The following is a 21,444-nucleotide window of genomic DNA, read 5'->3' as shown; positions in this document are numbered from 1 at the left end:
ATGGAATTACGACAACTCAGGTATTTCGTCAAAGCAGCCGAAACACTCAACTTTTCCGAAGCCGCCAAAGGGCTGTACATCACACAAAGTACATTATCCCAACAAATCCGACAACTGGAAACCGAGTTGGACGTACAACTCTTCCAACGCAACAGCCATGAAGTGACGCTGACCGAAGCCGGAGCGGAACTTTTGCCATACGCCAAAGAAACCCTGTATGCCGCCGACACGTGCAAAGAGCACATACGCGACCTGCAACAACTGCTCACCGGCACGCTAAACATCGGCGTGACCTATTCGTTCAGCCCGATTCTGACGGAAACTGTGTTGGCTTTCATGAAACTGTACCCCGAAGTGAAACTGAACATTTTCTACAAGACCATGACGGAACTGATGCAAATGCTCGTCAAGCGAGAAGTGGATTTCGTATTGGCCTTCAAGCCCACACGCCGTTACGAACAGATCGAATCGCACATCCTCTTCGACAACCACCTGTCGGTCATCGTGCGTTCCGACCATGCTTTGGCCCAAAAACAGAAAGTGACACTCAGCGAACTGGAAAAATATGAATTCGCCCTGCCTAGCAAAGGCTTGCAGGCCCGGAACACATTCGACCAAGTGTTTTCCGAACGCGACTACAAATTCAAAGTCCGTGTGGAACTGAACGAAGTCAATATCCTGCTGAAACTGATTAAGAAAAGCAATCTGGTGACCATACTCTCCGAAGCCACCATACACGACGAAACGGATGTCAAAGCCATCCCGTTGGATGTCAAAGAATATGAGATGGAAGGATGCATCCACACCTTAAAGCACACCTACCGGAAGCACTCGGCCCTCAAATTCATCCAACTGCTCAGTGAATCGAACGCCATCCGCGAAAGGATGCACACTTGGTTAGGATAGCAAGTTAGAACGGGGTCTCAACGTACTGCCGGTCAAGAGCACATGGCGCCGCAAAACCAACCAACCGAACAAGACACAGCCTTTCAGGATACTGGACATACTGATGGCCCACCATACGCCGGCTATCCCCCATCCCCAATGTCCTAAAAGCAAAGCCAGAGGGATGCGCAACATGTTGCCGGTGATACTGACCAAAGCCGGGGGCACCGTACGCCCGGTACCGTAGAAAACACCTTGCGTAGTGATCTCAAGCATCATAAAAATCATGGAATAACTATCTATTTTCAAGAAAAGCCCTCCGGCACGGTAAGCATCCTGCTCCGGTGTAATAAGGGAAAAAATCCATTCGCCGCCTACATAAAACAAGGCCGTGCATCCGATACCTATGGCAGCCGTAATCCCCAACGTCATTTTAAACGCCTTGCGGATACGCTCCTCACATCCGGCCGCATAGTTTTGTGCCACGAAGGTACCCAGTGCAGTGCTGAATCCTTGTGAGGTGTACCAAGCTATGGCTTCCAACTGCCCACCGGCCGTCAAAGTCATTACCCCCAAATATCCTCCCTCTGCCGATGCCGTACGCCCCATGAACAAACTAATCAAAGAGAAAAAGATATTCAACAAAGCCACCGGCAACCCGACTTTGAAGATTAAAGGTACATAAGGCAAACGCAACGGAACCAATATCCGAAAACCTTCGAACAACCGGTGCCTCCTCATCAATACGTAAAAAAACATCAGGCAAACCGTAGCCTGAGAAATCCAAGTAGCCCAAGCTGCCCCCAAAATCCCCATGTCGAGACCTAAAATGAAAAGCGGGTCAAGCAGCATATTGAGTGCCAATCCTATTCCATTTACATAAAAAGGAACCTGCGTATGCCCCGAAGCATTGTAGATCCCGGTGAAAGCAGCAGACGTAAAAATAAAAGGGAAAGCCGTAGATACCACCCGCAAATAGTCCACTGACAACTGCGACACATCACGTTCCATCCCGAATATCCCTATCAACGGAGTTGCACACGTCCAGATTAATGTAGTCCATACGATGGAAATCAACAAAGCCAACGTCAGATTATGCGATGCATAAGCCTGTGCCTTATCCATACGCTGTGCACCTATGCACTGGCCGACATTTACCTCCGAACCAACCTTGTTGATAAGAGCCAGGGAATTACTCGTCCAAGTCAGCACCCCGACTGCCCCAATAGCCGCAACCGATTTGCTACCCAAGCTTCCTACCCAAGCCATATCGGTAAAACTATAGGCCATTTGGACAAATGACGAGCCCATGACGGGAAGAGCCAGTCTCACCAGTTGTCCGCGAATAGAACCGCAGGTCAAATCTTTAACGTATTGCATCATAGGAATAAAAAAGCTGAAAAGCGGTGCAAAGATAGTGATAATCCGGAAGATTAGTCTTTTTTCATATTTATTATTAGGCAAAATGCAATAAAACAAACTACTTTTGCAGCCGAATTATCCTATACCGTTTGAACATCCAACCCATTATGAAATGAAATATCCATTGAACAAGAAAGAATTGAGATTTAAGAAAAAGAAGTTTCTTTATGCTTTTATATGCATCGCATTGGTGGTAGGCGTATACTGGATTCTGACCCGCGAGAAACAACCGGCCCCCGAAATTCCGGTGGTCTCCGTCATGCCCGTGGAGCAGCAAAATGTGGAAATCTTCGGAGAATACGTAGGACGCATACGTGCCCAACAGTTCGTGGAAGTACGTGCCCGTGTGGAAGGTTTCCTGGAGAACATGTTATTTGAAGAAGGCACGTACGTCAGCCGCAACCAGGTTCTTTTTGTCATCGACCAACGACAATACCGTGCCAAAGCCGACAAAGCGCGTGCACAATTAAAAAAAGACGAGGCACAAGCCCGAAAGGCCAAACGCGACTTGGACCGCATCAAGCCCTTGTACGAACAAAATGCAGCCAGCCAGTTGGATTTGGACAATGCCGTGGCAGCATACGAAACGGCTGTGGCCAGCGTGGGAATGAGCCAAGCCGATCTGGACCAAGCGGAACAAGAGCTGGGCTACACCATCGTGCGTTCCCCCATCTCCGGTCACATCAGCGAGCGGCATGTAGACTTGGGTACTTTGGTGGGCAGCGGCGGCAAATCGCTGTTGGCTACTATCGTCAAGAGCGATACGGTACTGGTGGACTTCAGCATGACCGCCCTCGACTACCTCAAGAGCAAGGAACGTAACGTAAATATTGGGCAAAAGGACCAGAACCGCTCTTGGCAGCCTACCGTCACCATCACGTTGCCGGACAACACGACCTATCCTTTCAAGGGATTGGTGGACTTTGCGGAACCCCAAGTAGACCCGCGGACCGGCACCTTCTCCGTACGTGCGGAAATGCCTAATCCGGACCACGTGCTGTTGCCGGGACAGTTCACAAAAGTCAAAGCCCTGCTTGATGTCCGCGAGAAGGCCACGGTGGTCCCGCAAAAGGCACTTATTATCGAAAAAGGCGGGGCTTACGTCTTTGTCATGCGTAAAGACTCCACCGTGGAACGGCGTTTCATCGAATTAGGACCGGAATTCGGGAACCACGTCGTAGTGGAACGCGGCCTGGTTCCGAACGAACAGCTTGTCACCGAAGGTTACCATAAGCTGACCCCCGGCATGAAAGTGCACGTAGCCACGGCTGAGACAAACGAAAAGAAACAGCAAACGAAAACTGCCCAATAATCAAGAAGCCCATGAAAGTGACTTATTTCATTGACCGTCCGGTGTTCTCGATGGTCATATCCATACTGATTGTCATCGTGGGATTCATAGGTCTGACCTTATTGCCCATTGACCAATATCCTCAAATTACGCCTCCGGTAGTCAAAATCAGCGCATCCTACCCGGGAGCCAGTGCGCTGACGGTATCGCAGGCCGTAGCCACCCCCATCGAACAGGAACTGAACGGAACACCGGGCATGCTGTATATGGAATCCAGTAGTTCCAATTCCGGAGGTTTTTCCGCCACGGTTACGTTCGACATCTCGGCCGACCCCGACTTGGCGGCTGTAGAAATACAGAACCGCGTGAAACTGGCAGAATCACGTCTGCCTGCCGAGGTGATACAAAACGGAATCTCCGTGGAGAAACAGGCTCCCAGCCAACTCATGACCTTATGCCTGACTTCCGACGACCCGAAATTCGATGAAATCTATCTGAGCAACTTTGCCACCATCAATGTGCTCGACGTATTGCGACGCATACCGGGTGTAGGCCGTGTGTCGAACATCGGAAGCCGCTATTACGCCATGCAGATATGGGTTCAACCGGACAAGTTGGCCAACTTCGGCCTGACGGTACAGGACGTGCAGAACGCCTTAAAAGACCAAAACCGCGAATCCGCAGCAGGCGTACTCGGACAGCAACCCATAGAAGGTTTGGACATCACCATCCCTATCTCTACCAAAGGGCGGCTCTCTACCGTCAGCCAATTCGAGGAAATCGTGCTCCGTGCCGATGCAGATGGCTCGCTCATCCGGCTGCGCGACGTGGCACGCATCTCGCTCGAAGCCCAGTCTTACAACACGGAAAGCGGTATCAACGGAGGGAATGCTGCCGTACTCGGCATTTACATGCTACCGGGAGCAAATGCCATGGAAGTGGCAGAGAACGTGAAAAAGGCCATGGACGAAATCAGCAAGAGCTTTCCGGAAGGACTGGAATATGAGATTCCGTTCGACATGACGACTTACATTTCGGAATCCATCCACGAAGTGTACAAGACGCTCTTCGAAGCATTGGTATTGGTGATTTTCGTAGTTTTCCTTTCCCTGCAAAGTTGGCGTGCCACGCTGATACCCGTCGTGGCCGTACCGATTTCCCTTATCGGAACTTTCGGCTTCATGCTGATATTCGGATTCTCGCTTAACATGTTGACTTTGTTGGGACTGATTTTGGCCATCGGTATTGTGGTGGACGACGCTATCGTCGTGGTAGAGAACGTGGAACGCATCATGGAAGAAGAACATCTCGGCGCATACGAAGCCACAAAGAAAGCCATGACAGGACTGGCCGGTGCCCTGATAGCCACATCATTGGTATTGGCAGCCGTGTTCGTGCCAGTAAGCTTCCTGCCGGGCATCACGGGACAACTCTACCGCCAGTTCACCGTAACGATTGTGGTATCGGTACTGATTTCCACCGTAGTGGCCCTGACGCTAAGTCCGGTCATGTGCTCGCTCATCCTGAAACCGGCCGACCCGAACAAACCTAAAAACATCGTTTTCCGCAAAATCAACGAATGGTTGTCCGTCGGAAACCACAAATACATCCAAGGAATCCAAAAAGTCTTGATACATCCTAAACGAATCATTCTGAGTTTTTGCCTGGTCATCGGGCTGACTTTCGTCCTTCACCGTATGGTGCCGACCAGTTTCCTCCCGGTAGAAGACCAAGGATATTTCAAGGTGGAACTGGAGCTTCCGGAAGGAGCCACACTCGAACGTACACGGAACGTGACCGAACGTGCCATCCGTTACCTGATGGAGAACCCGGCTGTGGAATACGTACAAAACGTAACCGGAAGCAGCCCCCGCGTAGGTACGAGCCAAGCGCGTAGCGAACTGACCGTCATCCTGAAACCATGGGAGGAACGGGACAAGACCACGATTGATGAAGTCATGGCCGAGGTCAAAACGCATTTTAAGGAATACCCCGAATGCAAAGTCTACCTGTCCACCCCTCCGGTCATTCCCGGGTTGGGTTCATCGGGCGGCTTTGAGATGCAACTGGAGGCGCGTGGCGACGCCACATTCGAGAACCTCGTACAGGCCACCGACACCTTATTATATTATGCGGCGCAACGCAAGGAACTGTCGGGACTTTCATCTTCCCTCCAGGCCGAGATTCCGCAGCTTTATTTCGATGTGGACCGCGACAAGGTGAAACTGTCCGGCGTACCAATGGCCGACGTTTTCTCCACGATGAAAGCCTATACCGGGTCGGTCTACGTCAACGACTTCAACATGTTCAACCGTATCTACCGCGTGTACATACAGGCTGAAGCCGACTACCGTGAGCATCCCGAAAACATCAATTTGTTTTTCGTACGCGGAAGCAACAACGCCATGATACCACTGACCTCCTTAGGTACGACTTCCTATACGACGGGGCCGGGCAGCATCAAACGTTTCAACATGTTCAACAGTGCCATTATCCGAGGAGACGCCGCCGACGGTTACAGTTCAGGACAAGCCATGGAAGTCATCGAACAGGTAGCCCGCGAGCATCTGCCCGACAACATCGGCGTGGAATGGAGCGGACTGTCCTATCAGGAAAAACAAGCGGGCGGGCAGACCGGCCTCGTGCTGATGCTCGTGTTCATCTTCGTTTTCCTGTTCCTTGCAGCCTTGTATGAGAGTTGGATGGTACCCATCGCCGTACTGCTGTCCCTACCGGTAGCCGCCCTCGGTGCATACCTTGGCATCACGCTTTGTGGGTTGGAAAACGACATTTATTTCCAAATCGGACTGGTGATGTTGGTCGGACTGGCCGCAAAAAACGCCATCCTGATTGTCGAATTTGCCAAAGACGAAGTAGATCGTGGCGGAGACTTGGTAGCCTCGACCCTCCATGCGGCACGCCTGCGTTTCCGTCCCATCCTCATGACTTCACTGGCCTTCATTTTGGGCATGTTGCCCATGGTAGTGGCCAGCGGTCCCGGATCGGCTAGCCGCCAAGCCATCGGCACGGGCGTATTCTTCGGTATGATAGTGGCCGTATCGGTCGGCATCCTGTTGGTACCGTTCTTCTTTGTGCTGATATACAAAGCCAAAGGCAAATTCAACCGCAAACGCCTTTCCGGTGCCGGACTCATCTTATTGGCAGCCGGCACGGGACTGTCATCCTGCCAAATCGGCAAATCCTATACCCGTCCGGATATGCCCTTGCCCGCCCGGCTCGACACGCTTACGCAAGACACGGCATCCATAGGCGACCTCTCGTGGTGGGAACTTTATAACGACACTACTCTTCAACAGCTGATTCACCGGGCACTCACGTACAATAAAGACCTGAAAATAGCATCGGCACGAATGAATGAATTGGCAGCCCTGAAACGTGTCGACTTTGCGAACATGTTTCCACAAGCCACCGCTCGCCTGAACGGCAATCGTGAAACGACAAACTACGGCGATGACAATTTCGATGCCGACTCGGAACTCAGCCTTACCGCTTCCATTTCTTGGGAACTTGACTTGTGGGGCAACCTCCGTTGGGCACGCGACCGCAGCACGGCGGAATTTCTGGCTTCGGTGGAAAACTGCCGGGCCGTAAAAATGGGGTTGGTGGCACAGGTGGCACAGTCTTACTTCGAACTGATGGCGTTGGACAACGAACTGGCCATCGTGCGCCGTACGTTGGAAGCTCGGCGAGAAGGCGTACGGTTGGCAGAAATCCGTTTCAAGGGTGGGCTGACCTCCGAAATCGTATTCCAACAAGCTAAAGTGGAATTGGCCAAGACGGCCACCATGGTACCAGACCTGGAACGCAGGATTTCCCTGAAAGAAAGCGAAATCGCACTCTTGACTGGTGATTTCCCCTACGCCGTAAACCGCAACATCCTACCCGAAGAAATACAGTTGCCCGACGCTCTTCCTTTGGGGTTGCCCTCCACGCTTCTGGAACGACGCCCCGACATACGGAAAGCCGAACGGGAGCTGATGGCAGCCCATGCCGAAGTTGGATTGGCTTACACCAACATGTTCCCCCGCCTGGCACTGACCGCCACATTAGGTACGGAAAGCGAAACGCTTCGGGATTTCCTGAAATCGCCCTACTCCTACCTTGCAGGCAACTTACTGAGCCCCCTCTTTGCCATGGGCAAAAACCGTGCAGCCCTGAAAGCGAAACGGGCCGCTTACGAAGGTGCCGTGGCCGAATATGAGCAAACAGTGCTCACAGCCTTCAAGGAGACACATGACGCCATCATCAACTTCAACAAAATAAAAGACATCTACGAGTCGCGCCGCCAACTGGCCGAAGCTTCGCGCACGGCAGTGGAGTTGGCACAACTGCAATACATCAACGGGGTCATCGGTTACCTGGACCTTCTGGACGCCCAACGTAACTACTTCGACGCCCAAGTGTCGTTGAGCAACGCCGTGTGCAACAAACAGCTGATGATTATCAACCTCTATAAAGCCCTCGGCGGAGGTTGGAAGTAATTTATTTATTCCCCCACTTTCTTGCAATTAACACAGAAAGTGGGGGAATGTATATTTCATCACTATTTTTCTTTGACCCGTCCCTTGTAATACATCACCCTTGGCTTAGTTCCCATATATACATATTTGATAAAAGAATAGACAGAATCCCTTCCGGCTTCTATATCCTCCACCATTTCCTGTTCCCATTTCGGCTCAAAGAATCTCCGCCCGATATCCCGCGAGCCAGCAAAGAGCCCCTCCACATTGCCATCTTGATTCCTGATGCTAATCGTAGCCAACTGGTCGAGCAGTCCATAATCTTCACGGGCGGCATCAAAAAAATACTGCAAATAATAAGTCTCACCTTTCCTGACAATCCGAGGATAGGCATAGTCGCAATAATAATCAGGAGCAAGCTGCAAAATGACCAGACTTCCCTTGGCTTTTAGGTATGCCGCCCGTTCATCCCTCGGCCAATGAGAAAGCCACCCGCCATTTTTCTCCAAAAGCTTCTGGCAAACCTTCTTTGCCCTTTTAATCAGCCTGTCATGCTCACGCAACGTCAACGGGTAGGGATTCACCGCACTCACATAGCCATAAACCATCACTGAATCTACCTTTTCTCCTTGTGCCGGGGCTGCCAGCACACCACCGCACGCGAGCATCCCGGCCATCCATATTTTCATTATCGTCTTCATCGCTTCCACCTCTTTTCTATAATTTTCGGTATTACTTCATGCCTCATCACGATATTCCCCTTGTAATTCCTGTTGGGAATGATATAAGGGAATGGAATCCATGTCTTTGCCAACCCGTCTTCCCACTCCGGAGGGTAAAGCCTTATCCCAATATAATAGGGTACCTCAAAAGAATAAGCCTGCGCATCCTCATCACACACCTTCACCTCTACCATACCATGACGCCGGGCATCTTTTTCATACGCCCGGTCTTCAATTCTTGGATCAAACCAAAACAAGGCACTGTACACCTTGATGGCACGCTCTCGTTCATACACTCTCATTTCCGTTACGGACATCTCCCTAATATTCATGTTGTCCGAATAATAATCCGGCAACAACTGCAATATGACTTTCTTGGCCTTGGCTTCCAGGTATGCCCAACGTTCTTTAAAATTCCACTCTCCCAAGCGACGGTATTCGTTTTCCTTGAGCAGACTGTCGCAAACCGACCTGTATTTCTCCACCCGCTCCAAACGTTCGGCTTCCGTCATAGGGAATGGGGGCGGAACCACCATCAGGTAGTTTCCCAACGTCACAGTCCTGCGTCCCTCCACATGGTAGGTATACTCCCGGTAACGCTCCTGCGCCCCACCACACAAGCAGGCACTTGCAAGCCCTATGGCACATATCACTTTAACTCCGTTTCTCATAATCCCATTCAATAAGTGTCCAAATCCGCCCAACTTTTCGGAGTCGGACGACGTTCTTCACAATTCTCGTAATAAAGTTTAGCAGCCTGATGCAAATCATGGCCACCATATATCTCCCCCTCAAAGTCTGCACTATAATCATAAAAGATAAAAGGCGATACCGTGCGCACCCACGGCTTGTATATCCCCACCGGAAAACCCCACTCCCCGATGCGCCTCCGGTGGACAATAAGTCAACGGGGTATGTGTATGGAAAAAACCGATAGGATACCAAGCCTCATCCAAAGGATCCAATGGAGAAATGATTTCAGGAGCAGTAAAATCCGTATGGGCGGTTTCGTCACAATTCATAATCCATGGCCCATCTTTGATTTCATCTCTCTGCACCGAGACCTCACCATTTTTTGCCACTGCATATATCCAAAAAGACTTTTCCCTCCTTCCCATTTCACTGGCATCTTCCAAAGTTTCATTCCAAGCCTCATACATGTCATCTGACAGTGCTGCTTCAATTTCTAATGGATCCGGAAACCACACCTCTACGTTTTCCACCTTTGAGACTCTAATGGTATCCTTTTTCTCATTTTGGACGACTAACTTAAACTTCCATTCCCCAGGAATGGACAAGAAAATACGGGGTACCACCTTCTGACTCACCTCTCCATCGGCATATATGATACCTTATAATGGATAGACGGATCATCGATTATTTTATAATTCGGTTCTGCCCCGATATTCCCTATCACGTAATACCGCCATCCGTCATATTCCCCTTCCGGAAACGTCAACACATTCTCTTTCCTTACGCCCATATAGTCGTTTGTACCATCTAAATTGAGTGACAATCTCGAATCCATCGCAAAAACGACTCCATTCTTTTTTAATATCCTGACGCCATATTCGTCAAACGACTCCTCTTCCGTACAAGAAACGATGACTATCAACAACATGAACACATAAATTATTTTTTCTTTCATAAACCTTATTTTTAAGATGGCTAAAAATAGAAACAAATATGAGAAACGGATGCTAATAATCATTCAGCCCATCACTCATTTAATATATTTAACGAAAGTTAGACAAGTTGTGATGATATAACACATATCGGATACAGCACTTTTTTAATAATCAACCCAAATAACGGTTTAAACAGCAAATCAAGCCAGAACAGAAATTCAAAAAGAGACAACAATGCTCAAAAGAAATCCCTCAAAAATGCGCGCCAAACGATTTTCCGCTTTCAAGAGGACAAAAAGACGGGCAACGTAGAGGATGAAAATCCCTTTTCCGGAAATCAGTTTTTGTGTTCTTCTTCCTCTTTCCGTTTCTTTTCTTGAATCAAACTCATGAAAGCCGAAGATATAAGACCAGTGGGAATGGCTATCATCGCAATGCCTACCATACAAATCACACCGCTCAGCAACCGTCCCAATGCCGTAACCGGATAGACATCCCCATAACCCACGGTGGTGAACGTCACCACAGCCCACCAAAAACCGTCGCCGATATTGGCAAAGGCTTCGGGTTGTGCCTCGTGTTCGATATAGTACATCAGGATGCCCGAAAACCCTAAGAGGATGCCACAAGCCGTACAAGCCGTTATCAATTCATCCTTCACCATCTGCAACACACGTCCGATAAGTTGGAACGAGCGGGAATAGCGTATCAACTTAAAAATCATTAAGATGTAGGCCAGTACCGCCAAATGTACAAAGATGGTCTCCCGATACAGGTAAATGATGAGAAAGGGGATGACAGCCACAAAATCTATCAAACCATAAAACGAAAACAAATACCTGAAACGGGAACGCCAAGCACGATACTGACGATATTGGACAGGAGCTGCTATGACGCGCAACACATATTCGACCGTAAAGACGAAGGAGGCCAAATAACAAAAGCTGTATAATTGCAGGCGATAAGGTGCAGAGGACTCGAAAGAACTGCAAATCACGGAGAAAATCGCCCCGACAATGAAAAACAAGACCGTATAGCGGAACCACCTTGTCGTTAAATATCGGTGTACGGCAAGATACAACTTTTCATGATGAATCACGAACCTCTTCTTGCCCCGAGCCGGAATCGTAGGATGCGCCCTGTGTTTTATTTCCATTTTATCACTAATTAAACATCCAAAGGTAACATTTTATTCTTGAACCTCCATCTCCTTATTAGTTTTTATAAAGAAGAATCGCGTTGATATGTAATATATATTAAAATCATGTTTTTTATACCTATTTTCTTGTCTATCCTAAAACATTTCATTATAATTGCCAAATTCAGGAGATAAAGATGTAGTTGGCATTCAGCCCTACAAGAACAAGGGGGTGAGAAAAGACTATTTTTGTTTATTAAAAAACGGACGCTTATGAAACAGAAAATTCTCAGCTTAATCATTATTCTAATGGCAGGAGCACAGCCCTTATTTCCTTTCGAGTGGGAAGAAGACACCTTGACCAAAGAGGTGGACTTTAGTGAGGAGGTAGACGATGTTGTACAAGATGGTGATGCTTGGTGCGTCTATGCCTCCATGGAAGCGGTAGACGGTACGGAGCAATGTACGCATTGTTTTAACTATATCCACAATTTCTTAGTTGGAAAAGACTACAACGTCTATGGTTCATCTTACATTCCTGATGACAAATACAAAGCTGCGATGGAGATGTTCAATAATAATTCTAACTCGACATGCACTTCCAAAGAAACTTTCTCAAAGTTCGGAGTGGCAGGAGGAGACAACCGCTTCTTTGAATCGGAAGGATATAACAATGTCAGCGGTACGACTTTTGCGAAACAACTGATGAATCCAAACGAATACATATCCTCTCCCGTTTTATTGCAAAAAGCAGACGGAGAATTTGGACATTGCGTCGTATTCGTACGCTCTCAATATTATAATAAAGATTGGTACGACCGCTCAAGTTCCATAACGATAATGGATCCATCCGATGGTCATATACATGATATAAGTTGGGACGACTTAATGAGTTATGACGCGGTGTATAGCAAATAAGTCTTATAAGTCTTTTTTATTAGTATAACATTAAATTCATAGAGCTATGAGATATAATTCATCCATTTTCATATTATTGTTTGGAATCAGTATTTTATCTTCTTGTGTAAATACTGACATTACGGCTGAAGAACCTACAGCCATCGCCCCTAAAGTGTCCCCCGTACATGCCATTCAACCCAAAGCCCTGTTACCGGGTGGAAGCCTATTCACCGCGCTCACCGAAGGCGGCCGTGACACAATTTTGAGCAAAATCCGAAGAATCGAGAACCAACAAAAAAGAAAGAATCCAATCTTTACCGCCCAAATTAAACGAGATTTCCATTACTTCCCTATAGTGGAAGAATTCAGTGAGAACGGCAAAACCTATTACCGGCCATCCAAAGACGTTGTATGTGTGGATGAAACTATTCCTACTTACTATATAGCTTATTACCACGACCGGAGCAACTTTAAGAAAGAAGATAACCTTTTCATGTACAATGGCGTAAAAGAAGTGCTCGGGCAAGAATTTGCCGATGATATGGTAAGGCGGTACAAGGCGAACAAATGGACTATTTCATATTCATATACTGGTGGAGGGCTAAATGATGATATTGATTATGCCATCAAAGAGTCTGATGACGGTAGTTTCTTCCTCCTAAAACACATTTCACCACCATACGGCCGTAGCATCAATGCCTGCTATTTCAAAGACGGCAAACCGTACATCTGCAAGAAAGATGACGACGGTTCCATCATCGGAAAAGAACTGCAATAAGGTTCTTACCGGGAACGCCTTTCAAGGAGGACACATTTGTGTCCTCCACGATTTAATGGCCTCAACCTTTATCTATATGAACTTGTTCACTCCCCATAAGTCCTAAAAGAAATACATAACATAATACATTTTGAATGAACCATTACGGGATTTATAGCAAATGAATCCTATTTTACCAACAAAGCTATGAGATACTATTTATTCATCTTCATATCATCATTTACCATCAGCATTTTATGTTCTTGCGTAAATACAAATACTACGGCGAAAGAACCTTCATCCACCGCCCCTAAGGCATTGCCAGTATATGCCCTTCAAGCAGCCGCCCTACTGCCGGGAGGAAGCCTGTACACCCCCATCACAGAAGGTGCTCGCGACACCATTTTAAGCAAAATCCAAAAATATGAAACACGACAAAAGGATAAAAGTGTCGCAGTTTCCACCAAATCACTACGGAATATCCGTTACTTTCCTGTAATAGAAGCATTCAAAGATAGTACAGACCACGTACAACATTATCGGGCATCGAAAGGTGTAGTCTGCCTGAATGAAACAAGCCACATTTACTATGGGGCAGAATATCAAGACCGAAGCAATTTTAAGAAAGAAGACAACCTCTACATGTACAACGGCATCAAGGAAGTACACGGACAGAAATTTGCCGACGAAACGGTAAGACGGTACAAGGCCATCAAGTGGACTGTTGGTAAATATTTTAAGGACGGAAAAATGTCCAATAAAATGGACTATGCCATCCAAGAGTCTGACGATGGCAGTTTCTTTATGCTAAAATCCACTACCCTATACGGTGGTAGTAACGACATCTGCTATTTCAAAGACGGCAAGCCGTACATCTGCAAGAAAGATGACGACGGTTCCATCATCGGAAAAGAACTGCAATGAGATGCTTGACCTACCGAACGGAATTTACCGAGTACACAAAGGTATTTACCGTAATTTAATTGTCCCAAACTCCGGCATATATAACCTTTTTTATGTAACTTTGCAAGTCCTAAAAAGAAATACATAAAAACGTTATATACAATGGAATTAGCAAGTAAATACAATCCGGCCGACGTAGAGGGCAAATGGTACCAATACTGGCTCGACAACAAGCTTTTCAGTTCTAAACCCGACGGACGCGAACCTTATACGGTAGTCATCCCGCCCCCCAATGTGACGGGTGTGCTCCACATGGGGCACGTGCTCAACGAAACCATTCAAGACATCCTCGTGCGCCGCGCCCGTATGGACGGCAAGAACGCTTGTTGGGTGCCAGGCACCGACCATGCTTCCATCGCCACCGAAGCCAAGGTGGTGAACCGCTTGGCGGAAAAGGGTATCAAGAAAACCGACCTCACCCGCGAAGAGTTCCTGAAATATGCCTGGGAATGGACGGACGAACACGGCGGCATAATCCTGAAACAGTTGCGCAAATTAGGAGCTAGCTGCGACTGGGACCGCACGGCTTTCACCATGGACGAGAAACGGAGCGAAAGCGTCATCAAGGTGTTCTGCGACCTGTACAAGAAAGGATTGATTTACCGTGGCGTACGTATGGTGAACTGGGATCCGAAAGCCCTGACAGCCCTCTCGGACGAGGAGGTGATTTACAAGGAAGAACACAGCAAGCTGTACTATCTGAAATATATGGTAGCCAATGAAAACGGCCAACCGGACGGAAGCGGACGCTATGCCGTGGTAGCCACCACGCGCCCCGAAACCATCATGGGCGACACGGCGATGTGTATCAACCCGAACGACCCGAAGAACACGTGGCTGAAAGGACAAAAGGTGATTGTGCCTCTGGTAGGCCGCTGTATCCCCGTCATCGAAGACGACTATGTGGACATCGAGTTCGGAACGGGTTGCCTGAAGGTGACACCGGCACACGACGTGAACGACTATATGTTGGGCGAGAAATACAACCTGCCTTCCATCGACATCTTCAACGACAACGGCACGATTAGCGAGGCTGCCGGGATGTACGTGGGCATGGACCGTTTCGACGTGCGCAGGCAAATCTGCATCGACTTGGAAAAAGCAGGATTGTTGGAGAAAGTGGAAGACTATACCAACAAGGTGGGCTTCTCCGAACGCACCAACGTGCCCATCGAACCGAAGCTTTCCATGCAATGGTTCCTGAAGATGGAACACTTGGCGCAAATCGCTTTGGAGCCGGTGATGAAGGACGAAATCAAGTTCTATCCGGCCAAATACAAAAACACTTACCGTCACTGGATGGAGAACATCAAAGACTGGTGCATAAGCCGACAGTTGTGGTGGGGACACCGCATCCCGGCCTACTACCTGCCGCAAGGCGGATTCGTGGTGGCCGAGACCGCCGAAAAAGCACTCGAACTGGCCAAGGAGAAGACCGGTGACACCAACCTGACTGCATCCGACCTACGTCAGGACGAGGACGCATTGGACACTTGGTTCTCCAGTTGGTTATGGCCGATTTCGCTGTTCGACGGCATCAACCATCCGGGCAACGAAGAACTCAACTACTATTACCCCACGTCCGACCTCGTAACGGGTCCGGACATCATCTTCTTCTGGGTAGCGCGCATGATCATGGCAGGCTACGAATACGAAGGGAAGATGCCGTTCAAGAACGTGTACTTCACCGGCATCGTGCGCGACAAATTAGGACGCAAGATGAGTAAGTCGTTGGGTAACAGCCCCGACCCGCTCGATTTGATAGAACGATACGGTGCTGACGGCGTGCGTATGGGAATGATGCTGTCCGCCCCGGCAGGTAACGACATCTTGTTCGACGACGCACTCTGCGAGCAAGGCCGCAACTTCAACAACAAGATATGGAACGCCTTCCGCCTCGTGAAAGGCTGGCAGACGGCCGACATCGCGCAACCGGAAACGGCAGCCATCGCCACACGTTGGTTCGATGCCATGCTGAGAACCACAGCAAGGGAAGTGGCAGACTTGTTCAAGAAGTACCGTCTGAGCGAGGCCCTCATGGCCGTGTACAAGCTGTTCTGGGACGAGTTCTCCAGTTGGTACCTCGAAATGGTCAAACCGGCTTACGGACAGCCCATCGACAACAAGACGTACGAACAGACCTTGTCGTTCTTCGACACGCTGTTGAAACTCCTGCACCCGTTCATGCCTTTCATCACCGAAGAACTTTGGCAACACATCTATGACCGCCTGCCGGGTGAGAGCATCATGATTTCACCGCTCCACACCGCTGCACCTACGGAAGACGATGCCACACTTATCTCCCATGTCGAAAACGTAAAAAGCATCGTGGCCGGCGTGCGTACCGTACGCAACCAAAAGAACATCGCCCCGAAAGAGGCATTGACATTGGAAGTCGTGGGCGGGAATCCGGAAGCAGACTTTGAAGGTGTCATCAAGAAAATGGGCAATCTGAGTGCCGTCAACACTGTGGTACAGAAAGGCGAAGGCACGGCTTCGTTCATGGTGGGCACGACGGAATATGCCGTACCGTTGGGCAACCTGATAGACGTGGAAGCGGAAATCGCCAAACAAGAAGCCGAACTGAAACACTTGGAAGGCTTCCTTGCAGGTGTCTTGAAAAAGCTTTCCAACGAACGTTTCGTAGCCAACGCCCCCACTGCCGTGGTGGAAATGGAACGCAAGAAACAAGCCGATGCCGAAAGCAAAATCGCGGCTTTGAAAGAAAGTTTGGCCAAGTTGAAGAAGTAAAGCCCTTCACCACTATTATTGGAAGCAACCGTTTGCACGCCCTACCAAGCATGCAAACGGTTCTTTTTATTTCCAACTCCCCCTATTCATCCATAAAATCAAACCAAGTGCTTTTTTAACAGAGTTTTCTTTGTCCGAACCCCGCTTTTCACTACCTTAGCCCACGACAATAACATATCGTTAACTCAAAAACACATTTTACTATGGAGCATCTCCTGTTTTGGATGATTCCCGTATCATCCTTGTTGGCATTGCTGCTGGCTTGGTACTTCTACCGCCAGATGATGAGAGAGAGTGAAGGCACACCGGCCATGCAGAAAATCGCCTCGCATGTGCGCCAAGGTGCCATGTCGTACTTGAAACAACAGTACAAAATCGTGGGACTGGTCTTTCTGGCACTCGTCGTGCTGTTTTCGGTCATGGCCTACGGCTTCAACCTGCAAAACTCATGGGTACCGATAGCCTTCCTCACCGGTGGTTTTTTCTCCGGACTTTCCGGCTTTTTGGGCATGAAAACGGCTACCTACGCATCGGCACGTACAGCCAACGCAGCCCGTAACTCCCTGAACAAAGGACTGCGCGTAGCTTTCCGCAGCGGCGCGGTCATGGGGTTGGTCGTTGTCGGCCTCGGCCTGTTCGACATCTCTTTCTGGTATCTCCTTTTGGATGCCTTTATCCCTGCCGACATCTACGCCCCGACAGCCAAACTCTGCATGATTACCACCACCATGCTGACCTTCGGCATGGGAGCCAGCACGCAGGCCCTGTTCGCCCGTGTGGGAGGCGGCATCTACACGAAAGCGGCTGACGTGGGTGCGGACTTGGTAGGCAAGGTGGAAGCCGGTATCCCGGAGGACGACCCGCGCAACCCGGCCACGATAGCCGACAACGTGGGCGACAACGTGGGCGACGTGGCCGGTATGGGGGCCGACCTGTACGAGTCTTATTGCGGCTCCATCCTGGCCACCTCCGCATTGGGTGCCGCGGCATTCATGGCCGGAGGCGACGTGGACATGCAGTTCAAGGCGGTCATTGCCCCGATGCTGATAGCCGCAGTGGGCATCCTGCTCTCCATTTTAGGCATATTTTCCGTGCGCACCAAGGAAGACGCTGGCATGAAAGACCTGCTCAACTCCCTGTCCGTAGGCACGAACCTGAGTTCCGCCCTGATTGTCGTGGCGACCTTCCTTATCCTTTGGGTGTTGCAGATAGACAACTGGCTGAACATTTCGTTTGCCGTGGTCATCGGGCTTTTGGTGGGTATCGTCATCGGACGCTCCACGGAATATTACACGTCACAGTCCTACCGCCCCACCCAACTGTTGGCTGAGAGCGGAAAAACGGGTCCGGCCACAGTCATCATCTCCGGTATCGGGTTGGGCATGGTGTCCACCACCATTCCGGTGATAGCCGTCGTTGTCGGCATCATCCTTTCCTATTGGCTGGCTGCAGGGTTCGACTTTGCCAACGTGAGCATGGGGCTTTACGGCATCGGTATCGCCGCCGTGGGCATGCTCTCCACCTTGGGCATTACCTTAGCCACGGACGCCTACGGCCCCATAGCCGACAATGCAGGCGGAAACGCCGAAATGAGCGGACTGGGCGAGGCTGTGCGCAAACGCACAGATGCCTTGGATTCGTTGGGTAACACCACGGCAGCTACCGGCAAAGGCTTTGCCATCGGATCGGCAGCCCTGACCGGTCTGGCACTTTTAGCTTCTTATATTGAAGAAATCCGCATCGGGCTGACACGCTTGGGCGAAACTGTACTGACCATGCCGAACGGCGACACGTTGGCTATACATGACGCCTCTTTCACCGACTTCATGACCTACTATGACGTAACGCTGATGAACCCGAAGGTCCTCTCGGGCATGTTCATCGGCAGCATGATGGCTTTCCTGTTCTGTGGGTTGACCATGAACGCCGTAGGGCGTGCAGCGGCTCACATGGTAGAGGAAGTGCGGCGGCAGTTCCGTGAAATCAAGGGCATCCTGAGCGGAGAAGCCGAACCGGATTATGCCCGTTGCGTGCAGATTTCCACCAAAGGCGCACAACGCGAAATGGTCTTCCCGTCGCTGTTGGCCATCGTGGCTCCCATCGCTACCGGACTGGTGTTCGGCGTACCGGGTGTCATCGGCCTTTTGGTCGGCGGCTTGTCGGCCGGTTTCGTGTTGGCTATCTTCATGGCCAACTCCGGTGGCGCCTGGGACAATGCCAAGAAATATATCGAAGAAGGTAATTTCGGCGGGAAGGGCGGCGAGGTACACCGTGCCACCGTGGTGGGCGACACCGTGGGCGACCCGTTCAAGGACACTTCCGGCCCAAGCCTGAACATCCTCATCAAGCTCATGTCGATGGTGGCCATCGTCATGGCCGGACTCACCGTCTCGTGGAGCCTGTTCTGACCTTAACTTTATACTATATAAAACCTTCCCCTCCGTCTTATCTTCACGATAAACGGAGGGGATTTCTGCACAATAAACACATAAAAACAAATATTCTTGAATCTAATTCACCCAATCGGATATTTCCCTGTATTTTTCACTATACTAAAAGTGTCACGCCCTCAATTTACAAATTAATCCCATTCTCCTCTATATCCCGACAAAAAGACATTGTTTTAATCCTTTACGCTTGTTTTAAATTGAGAAAACAGCATCAGATAAAGCCCCAAAAGAGAATAATCATACAAAGAAGCTGTGTATTTCCGCATAAATCCTGCATATATGCAAATCAATCTCAAGAGATTGAAAAATCGTTTGGCTGAAAGCGATTTTCCGATGTGCGCAGAACGAACGGAAAACATATACCACACGACTTAAAACCAAGCTCCAAACGCCCCCAAACAAGATTTTAAGCATACGAAAAACACTATTTGAACTCATTTTGTTTCCAAAAAACAAAAAACAAACGGATAGGAATTGCGACATTTCGCTTACATCCTATCCGCATCTGTTCGTATGATTCGACATAAAGGCGAAACAAAAAACGGGAAAAACAGCCGACGGCTTACACTCTGCCTTTTCCCCAACACGCGAGAATGCCCTCGCACGGAACAAAACGCCTTCTGTCCGAAAATACGCGATTCTCGTCCCATGAGATTTGACATTCTGACATTTTGATAAATCCTCGCACCCGGCAAACCCCAAACGGACTTGACTTTGCCCTCACCCAATCGCGATTTTGTCCGTTCAAAGGATACCTTATTCCTCCAAAAGCTTTTTCAGGAAATCATCCAAATCTTCGTCCAACCCCTTCAGCAATTCACCGTCCACAATCACCGTCTCATCGTCCACAAGGTACAAGTCGCAAAGCGTTTCCTTGTCCTCATCCACCAGGACGAAAGAATAAGGCTTCAATAAGGACAGGTTCTCCAACGTATCTTTCATATTTTGGATACACTGGCGCAACACGGGCGTAATCTCTTCATAGAAATCCTCATCTCCGTTATCCATCCACTGCTCTACTACGCAACGCGTCAGCTCTTCATCGTCATCGTTGAACGCCAACAACTCGCCGGAATCGGCTTTTACCTGAAGATGGATATCCGTCAAGGCCAAATCCTCCCGGCCTTGCGGGTATTTGGCTGCAATTTTCCTGAGTGCACGTTCAATCTGCTGGATGGTCTGTGAAGTAGCTTTCATAATCTGTCGTTTTACTTATACTCGTATCAAAGGTACAAAAAAAACAAATTCCAAAAGCAAATCCGTGGAAAATAAAAATCCTTGCCCCAAAAAGACATCAGTTCACCCAAACATAGCCGGATTGTACAGGGAGGTACCTCCCACAATCCGGCCACGAAACGCAAAATTTTAATTCTTCCTACTTTTCTACCACTGGAGCATAATGAAACAATGCTTCGTCTCTCATTTTGCCGGGTCGTAGGCTTCGCAAATCCTTTCAAAATCAAACGGGCCGATTTCACCATCATCCAATGCGGTACACAAATCCGGATCGTCGGCAAAGTATTCCATCAAACTCTTACGTGCCCGCTTTTTACTGGAATCGGAAGAACACACCACCGTACCTTCCTCTTCACCCGGACGGAAAGCAATGTAGCTGATGGACGTGCCGGACACTGTCATCGTACCGTCCTTACCCACAAAGAAGTCTGCGGCATAAGCAAATATGGCCACATGCTCTCCAACAGCCTTCGGAGTCATCCATTTCTTGTCCTTATACACCATGGCAAACTTGGAATCGGGCATCTTCGGGTTCCAAGCCGTCAGATACGCGATATCCTCGGACTCCACTTCTTTTTTGGTACCATCCGCCAACTTCAGGTTCACATCCCGGGTACCTCCATTGGGCATCCGGGCCTCCCCTGCCAACACCGTACCGTCATGCAACTTGATTTCCATAGGGAAATCCTTCACTTCACGTGCCACTTCTATGGCACCCGCCACCAATTGGCACGACTGCAAACCGGCCAAGGCCATCAAACCCAAGACCAAAGACCAACCTACATTCTTTTTCATACGCTTCTTGTTTTAAACTTTTATT

At 49.2% G+C, this 21,444-nt stretch carries 16 protein-coding genes and 1 pseudogene; 9 read left to right on the top strand and 8 right to left on the bottom strand.

Translation table 11 applies throughout. The annotated features are described in order from the left end of the window. Complete coding sequence (locus HMPREF9442_RS07550; RefSeq protein ID WP_008627034.1) at nt 1-906, top strand: LysR substrate-binding domain-containing protein; 906 nt, start codon at nt 1-3, stop codon at nt 904-906. Here HMPREF9442_RS07550 and HMPREF9442_RS07545 read toward each other — a convergent pair. Next, the gene (locus tag HMPREF9442_RS07545; RefSeq protein ID WP_040602813.1) at nt 898-2,265 is read right to left on the bottom strand and encodes an MATE family efflux transporter; all 1,368 of its coding nucleotides are present in this window, start codon (nt 2,263-2,265) and stop codon (nt 898-900) included. The two genes, HMPREF9442_RS07550 and HMPREF9442_RS07545, sit on opposite strands and share 9 nt — an antisense overlap. Before the next feature lie 154 nt (nt 2,266-2,419). Between HMPREF9442_RS07545 and HMPREF9442_RS07540 the strand changes: the two genes are divergently transcribed. The 3 genes and pseudogenes from HMPREF9442_RS07540 (at nt 2,420) to HMPREF9442_RS16980 (ending at nt 8,100) form a co-directional block, all read left to right on the top strand. Further along, entirely contained in the window at nt 2,420-3,619 is a 1,200-nt protein-coding gene (locus HMPREF9442_RS07540) for an efflux RND transporter periplasmic adaptor subunit (protein WP_008627032.1), read from the top strand. Nucleotides 3,620-3,630: 11 nt separating this feature from the next. After that, nucleotides 3,631-6,729, top strand: a pseudogene (locus HMPREF9442_RS07535) (efflux RND transporter permease subunit); the annotation flags it as partial. 27 nt (nt 6,730-6,756) lie between these two features. Next, nucleotides 6,757-8,100 carry an efflux transporter outer membrane subunit gene (locus HMPREF9442_RS16980; RefSeq protein WP_261795443.1) on the top strand — a complete coding sequence of 448 codons (1,344 nt, stop codon included), beginning with the start codon at nt 6,757-6,759 and terminating at the stop codon, nt 8,098-8,100. 62 nt (nt 8,101-8,162) lie between these two features. Here the strand turns inward: HMPREF9442_RS16980 and HMPREF9442_RS15345 are convergent, their stop codons facing one another. The 5 genes from HMPREF9442_RS15345 to HMPREF9442_RS07510 all read right to left on the bottom strand — a co-directional run bounded on the left by HMPREF9442_RS15345 (nt 8,163) and on the right by HMPREF9442_RS07510 (nt 11,585). Then, nucleotides 8,163-8,780 (bottom strand): hypothetical protein, encoded by a 618-nt coding sequence (locus HMPREF9442_RS15345; protein ID WP_008627029.1) that lies wholly within the window; start codon nt 8,778-8,780, stop codon nt 8,163-8,165. Beyond that, nucleotides 8,777-9,472, bottom strand: a complete 696-nt coding sequence (locus HMPREF9442_RS07525) for a hypothetical protein (protein ID WP_008627027.1) — start codon at nt 9,470-9,472, stop codon at nt 8,777-8,779. Before HMPREF9442_RS07525 ends, HMPREF9442_RS15345 begins: the two co-directional genes overlap by 4 nt. 138 nt (nt 9,473-9,610) lie before the next feature. Beyond that, nucleotides 9,611-10,024 (bottom strand): hypothetical protein, encoded by a 414-nt coding sequence (locus HMPREF9442_RS07520; RefSeq protein ID WP_040602806.1) that lies wholly within the window; start codon nt 10,022-10,024, stop codon nt 9,611-9,613. 101 nt (nt 10,025-10,125) lie between these two features. Beyond that, nucleotides 10,126-10,449: a hypothetical protein gene (locus HMPREF9442_RS07515; RefSeq protein ID WP_040602805.1), complete on the bottom strand. Its 324-nt coding sequence runs from the start codon at nt 10,447-10,449 to the stop codon at nt 10,126-10,128. Nucleotides 10,450-10,766: 317 nt separating this feature from the next. Next, nucleotides 10,767-11,585 (bottom strand): ion transporter, encoded by an 819-nt coding sequence (locus HMPREF9442_RS07510; protein WP_008627020.1) that lies wholly within the window; start codon nt 11,583-11,585, stop codon nt 10,767-10,769. A gap of 255 nt (nt 11,586-11,840) precedes the next feature. Between HMPREF9442_RS07510 and HMPREF9442_RS07505 the strand changes: the two genes are divergently transcribed. The 5 genes from HMPREF9442_RS07505 (at nt 11,841) to HMPREF9442_RS07485 (ending at nt 19,346) form a co-directional block, all read left to right on the top strand. Next, nucleotides 11,841-12,485 (top strand): hypothetical protein, encoded by a 645-nt coding sequence (locus tag HMPREF9442_RS07505; protein WP_008627019.1) that lies wholly within the window; start codon nt 11,841-11,843, stop codon nt 12,483-12,485. A gap of 46 nt (nt 12,486-12,531) precedes the next feature. After that, nucleotides 12,532-13,245: a hypothetical protein gene (locus HMPREF9442_RS07500; RefSeq protein WP_008627018.1), complete on the top strand. Its 714-nt coding sequence runs from the start codon at nt 12,532-12,534 to the stop codon at nt 13,243-13,245. A gap of 186 nt (nt 13,246-13,431) precedes the next feature. Further along, nucleotides 13,432-14,148, top strand: a complete 717-nt coding sequence (locus tag HMPREF9442_RS07495) for a hypothetical protein (RefSeq protein WP_040602804.1) — start codon at nt 13,432-13,434, stop codon at nt 14,146-14,148. A 141-nt stretch (nt 14,149-14,289) separates the two neighbouring features. Then, the gene (locus HMPREF9442_RS07490; RefSeq protein WP_008627016.1) at nt 14,290-16,938 is read left to right on the top strand and encodes a valine--tRNA ligase; all 2,649 of its coding nucleotides are present in this window, start codon (nt 14,290-14,292) and stop codon (nt 16,936-16,938) included. Nucleotides 16,939-17,141: 203 nt separating this feature from the next. Further along, nucleotides 17,142-19,346: a sodium-translocating pyrophosphatase gene (locus HMPREF9442_RS07485; protein ID WP_008627015.1), complete on the top strand. Its 2,205-nt coding sequence runs from the start codon at nt 17,142-17,144 to the stop codon at nt 19,344-19,346. Between the two features lie 798 nt (nt 19,347-20,144). Here the strand turns inward: HMPREF9442_RS07485 and HMPREF9442_RS07480 are convergent. Both HMPREF9442_RS07480 and HMPREF9442_RS07475 read right to left on the bottom strand, forming a co-directional pair. Then, nucleotides 20,145-20,585, bottom strand: coding sequence for a hypothetical protein (locus tag HMPREF9442_RS07480; protein ID WP_008627013.1), 441 nt, complete (start codon nt 20,583-20,585; stop codon nt 20,145-20,147). A 222-nt stretch (nt 20,586-20,807) separates the two neighbouring features. Then, complete coding sequence (locus HMPREF9442_RS07475; RefSeq protein WP_008627011.1) at nt 20,808-21,419, bottom strand: hypothetical protein; 612 nt, start codon at nt 21,417-21,419, stop codon at nt 20,808-20,810. Between the last annotated feature and the right edge of the window lie 25 nt (nt 21,420-21,444).

It is taken from the genome of Paraprevotella xylaniphila YIT 11841 (genome assembly GCF_000205165.1).
In the GTDB taxonomy this organism is placed as follows: domain Bacteria; phylum Bacteroidota; class Bacteroidia; order Bacteroidales; family Bacteroidaceae; genus Paraprevotella; species Paraprevotella xylaniphila.
This window is presented reverse-complemented; position numbering and strand designations above follow the sequence as displayed.

Bases quoted from the DNA above. Each gene is read 5' to 3' on its own strand.
- HMPREF9442_RS07545 (WP_040602813.1), bottom strand. From the start codon at position 2,265: ATGCAATACGTTAAAGATTTGACCTGCGGTTCTATTCGCGGACAACTG.
- HMPREF9442_RS07550 (WP_008627034.1), top strand. From the start codon at position 1: ATGGAATTACGACAACTCAGGTATTTCGTCAAAGCAGCCGAAACACTC.
- HMPREF9442_RS07490 (WP_008627016.1), top strand. From the start codon at position 14,290: ATGGAATTAGCAAGTAAATACAATCCGGCCGACGTAGAGGGCAAATGG.
- HMPREF9442_RS07485 (WP_008627015.1), top strand. From the start codon at position 17,142: ATGGAGCATCTCCTGTTTTGGATGATTCCCGTATCATCCTTGTTGGCA.
- HMPREF9442_RS07515 (WP_040602805.1), bottom strand. From the start codon at position 10,449: ATGAAAGAAAAAATAATTTATGTGTTCATGTTGTTGATAGTCATCGTT.
- HMPREF9442_RS07475 (WP_008627011.1), bottom strand. From the start codon at position 21,419: ATGAAAAAGAATGTAGGTTGGTCTTTGGTCTTGGGTTTGATGGCCTTG.
- HMPREF9442_RS07480 (WP_008627013.1), bottom strand. From the start codon at position 20,585: ATGAAAGCTACTTCACAGACCATCCAGCAGATTGAACGTGCACTCAGG.
- HMPREF9442_RS07500 (WP_008627018.1), top strand. From the start codon at position 12,532: ATGAGATATAATTCATCCATTTTCATATTATTGTTTGGAATCAGTATT.
- HMPREF9442_RS15345 (WP_008627029.1), bottom strand. From the start codon at position 8,780: ATGAAGACGATAATGAAAATATGGATGGCCGGGATGCTCGCGTGCGGT.
- HMPREF9442_RS07540 (WP_008627032.1), top strand. From the start codon at position 2,420: ATGAAATATCCATTGAACAAGAAAGAATTGAGATTTAAGAAAAAGAAG.
- HMPREF9442_RS07510 (WP_008627020.1), bottom strand. From the start codon at position 11,585: ATGGAAATAAAACACAGGGCGCATCCTACGATTCCGGCTCGGGGCAAG.
- HMPREF9442_RS07495 (WP_040602804.1), top strand. From the start codon at position 13,432: ATGAGATACTATTTATTCATCTTCATATCATCATTTACCATCAGCATT.
- HMPREF9442_RS07505 (WP_008627019.1), top strand. From the start codon at position 11,841: ATGAAACAGAAAATTCTCAGCTTAATCATTATTCTAATGGCAGGAGCA.
- HMPREF9442_RS07525 (WP_008627027.1), bottom strand. From the start codon at position 9,472: ATGAGAAACGGAGTTAAAGTGATATGTGCCATAGGGCTTGCAAGTGCC.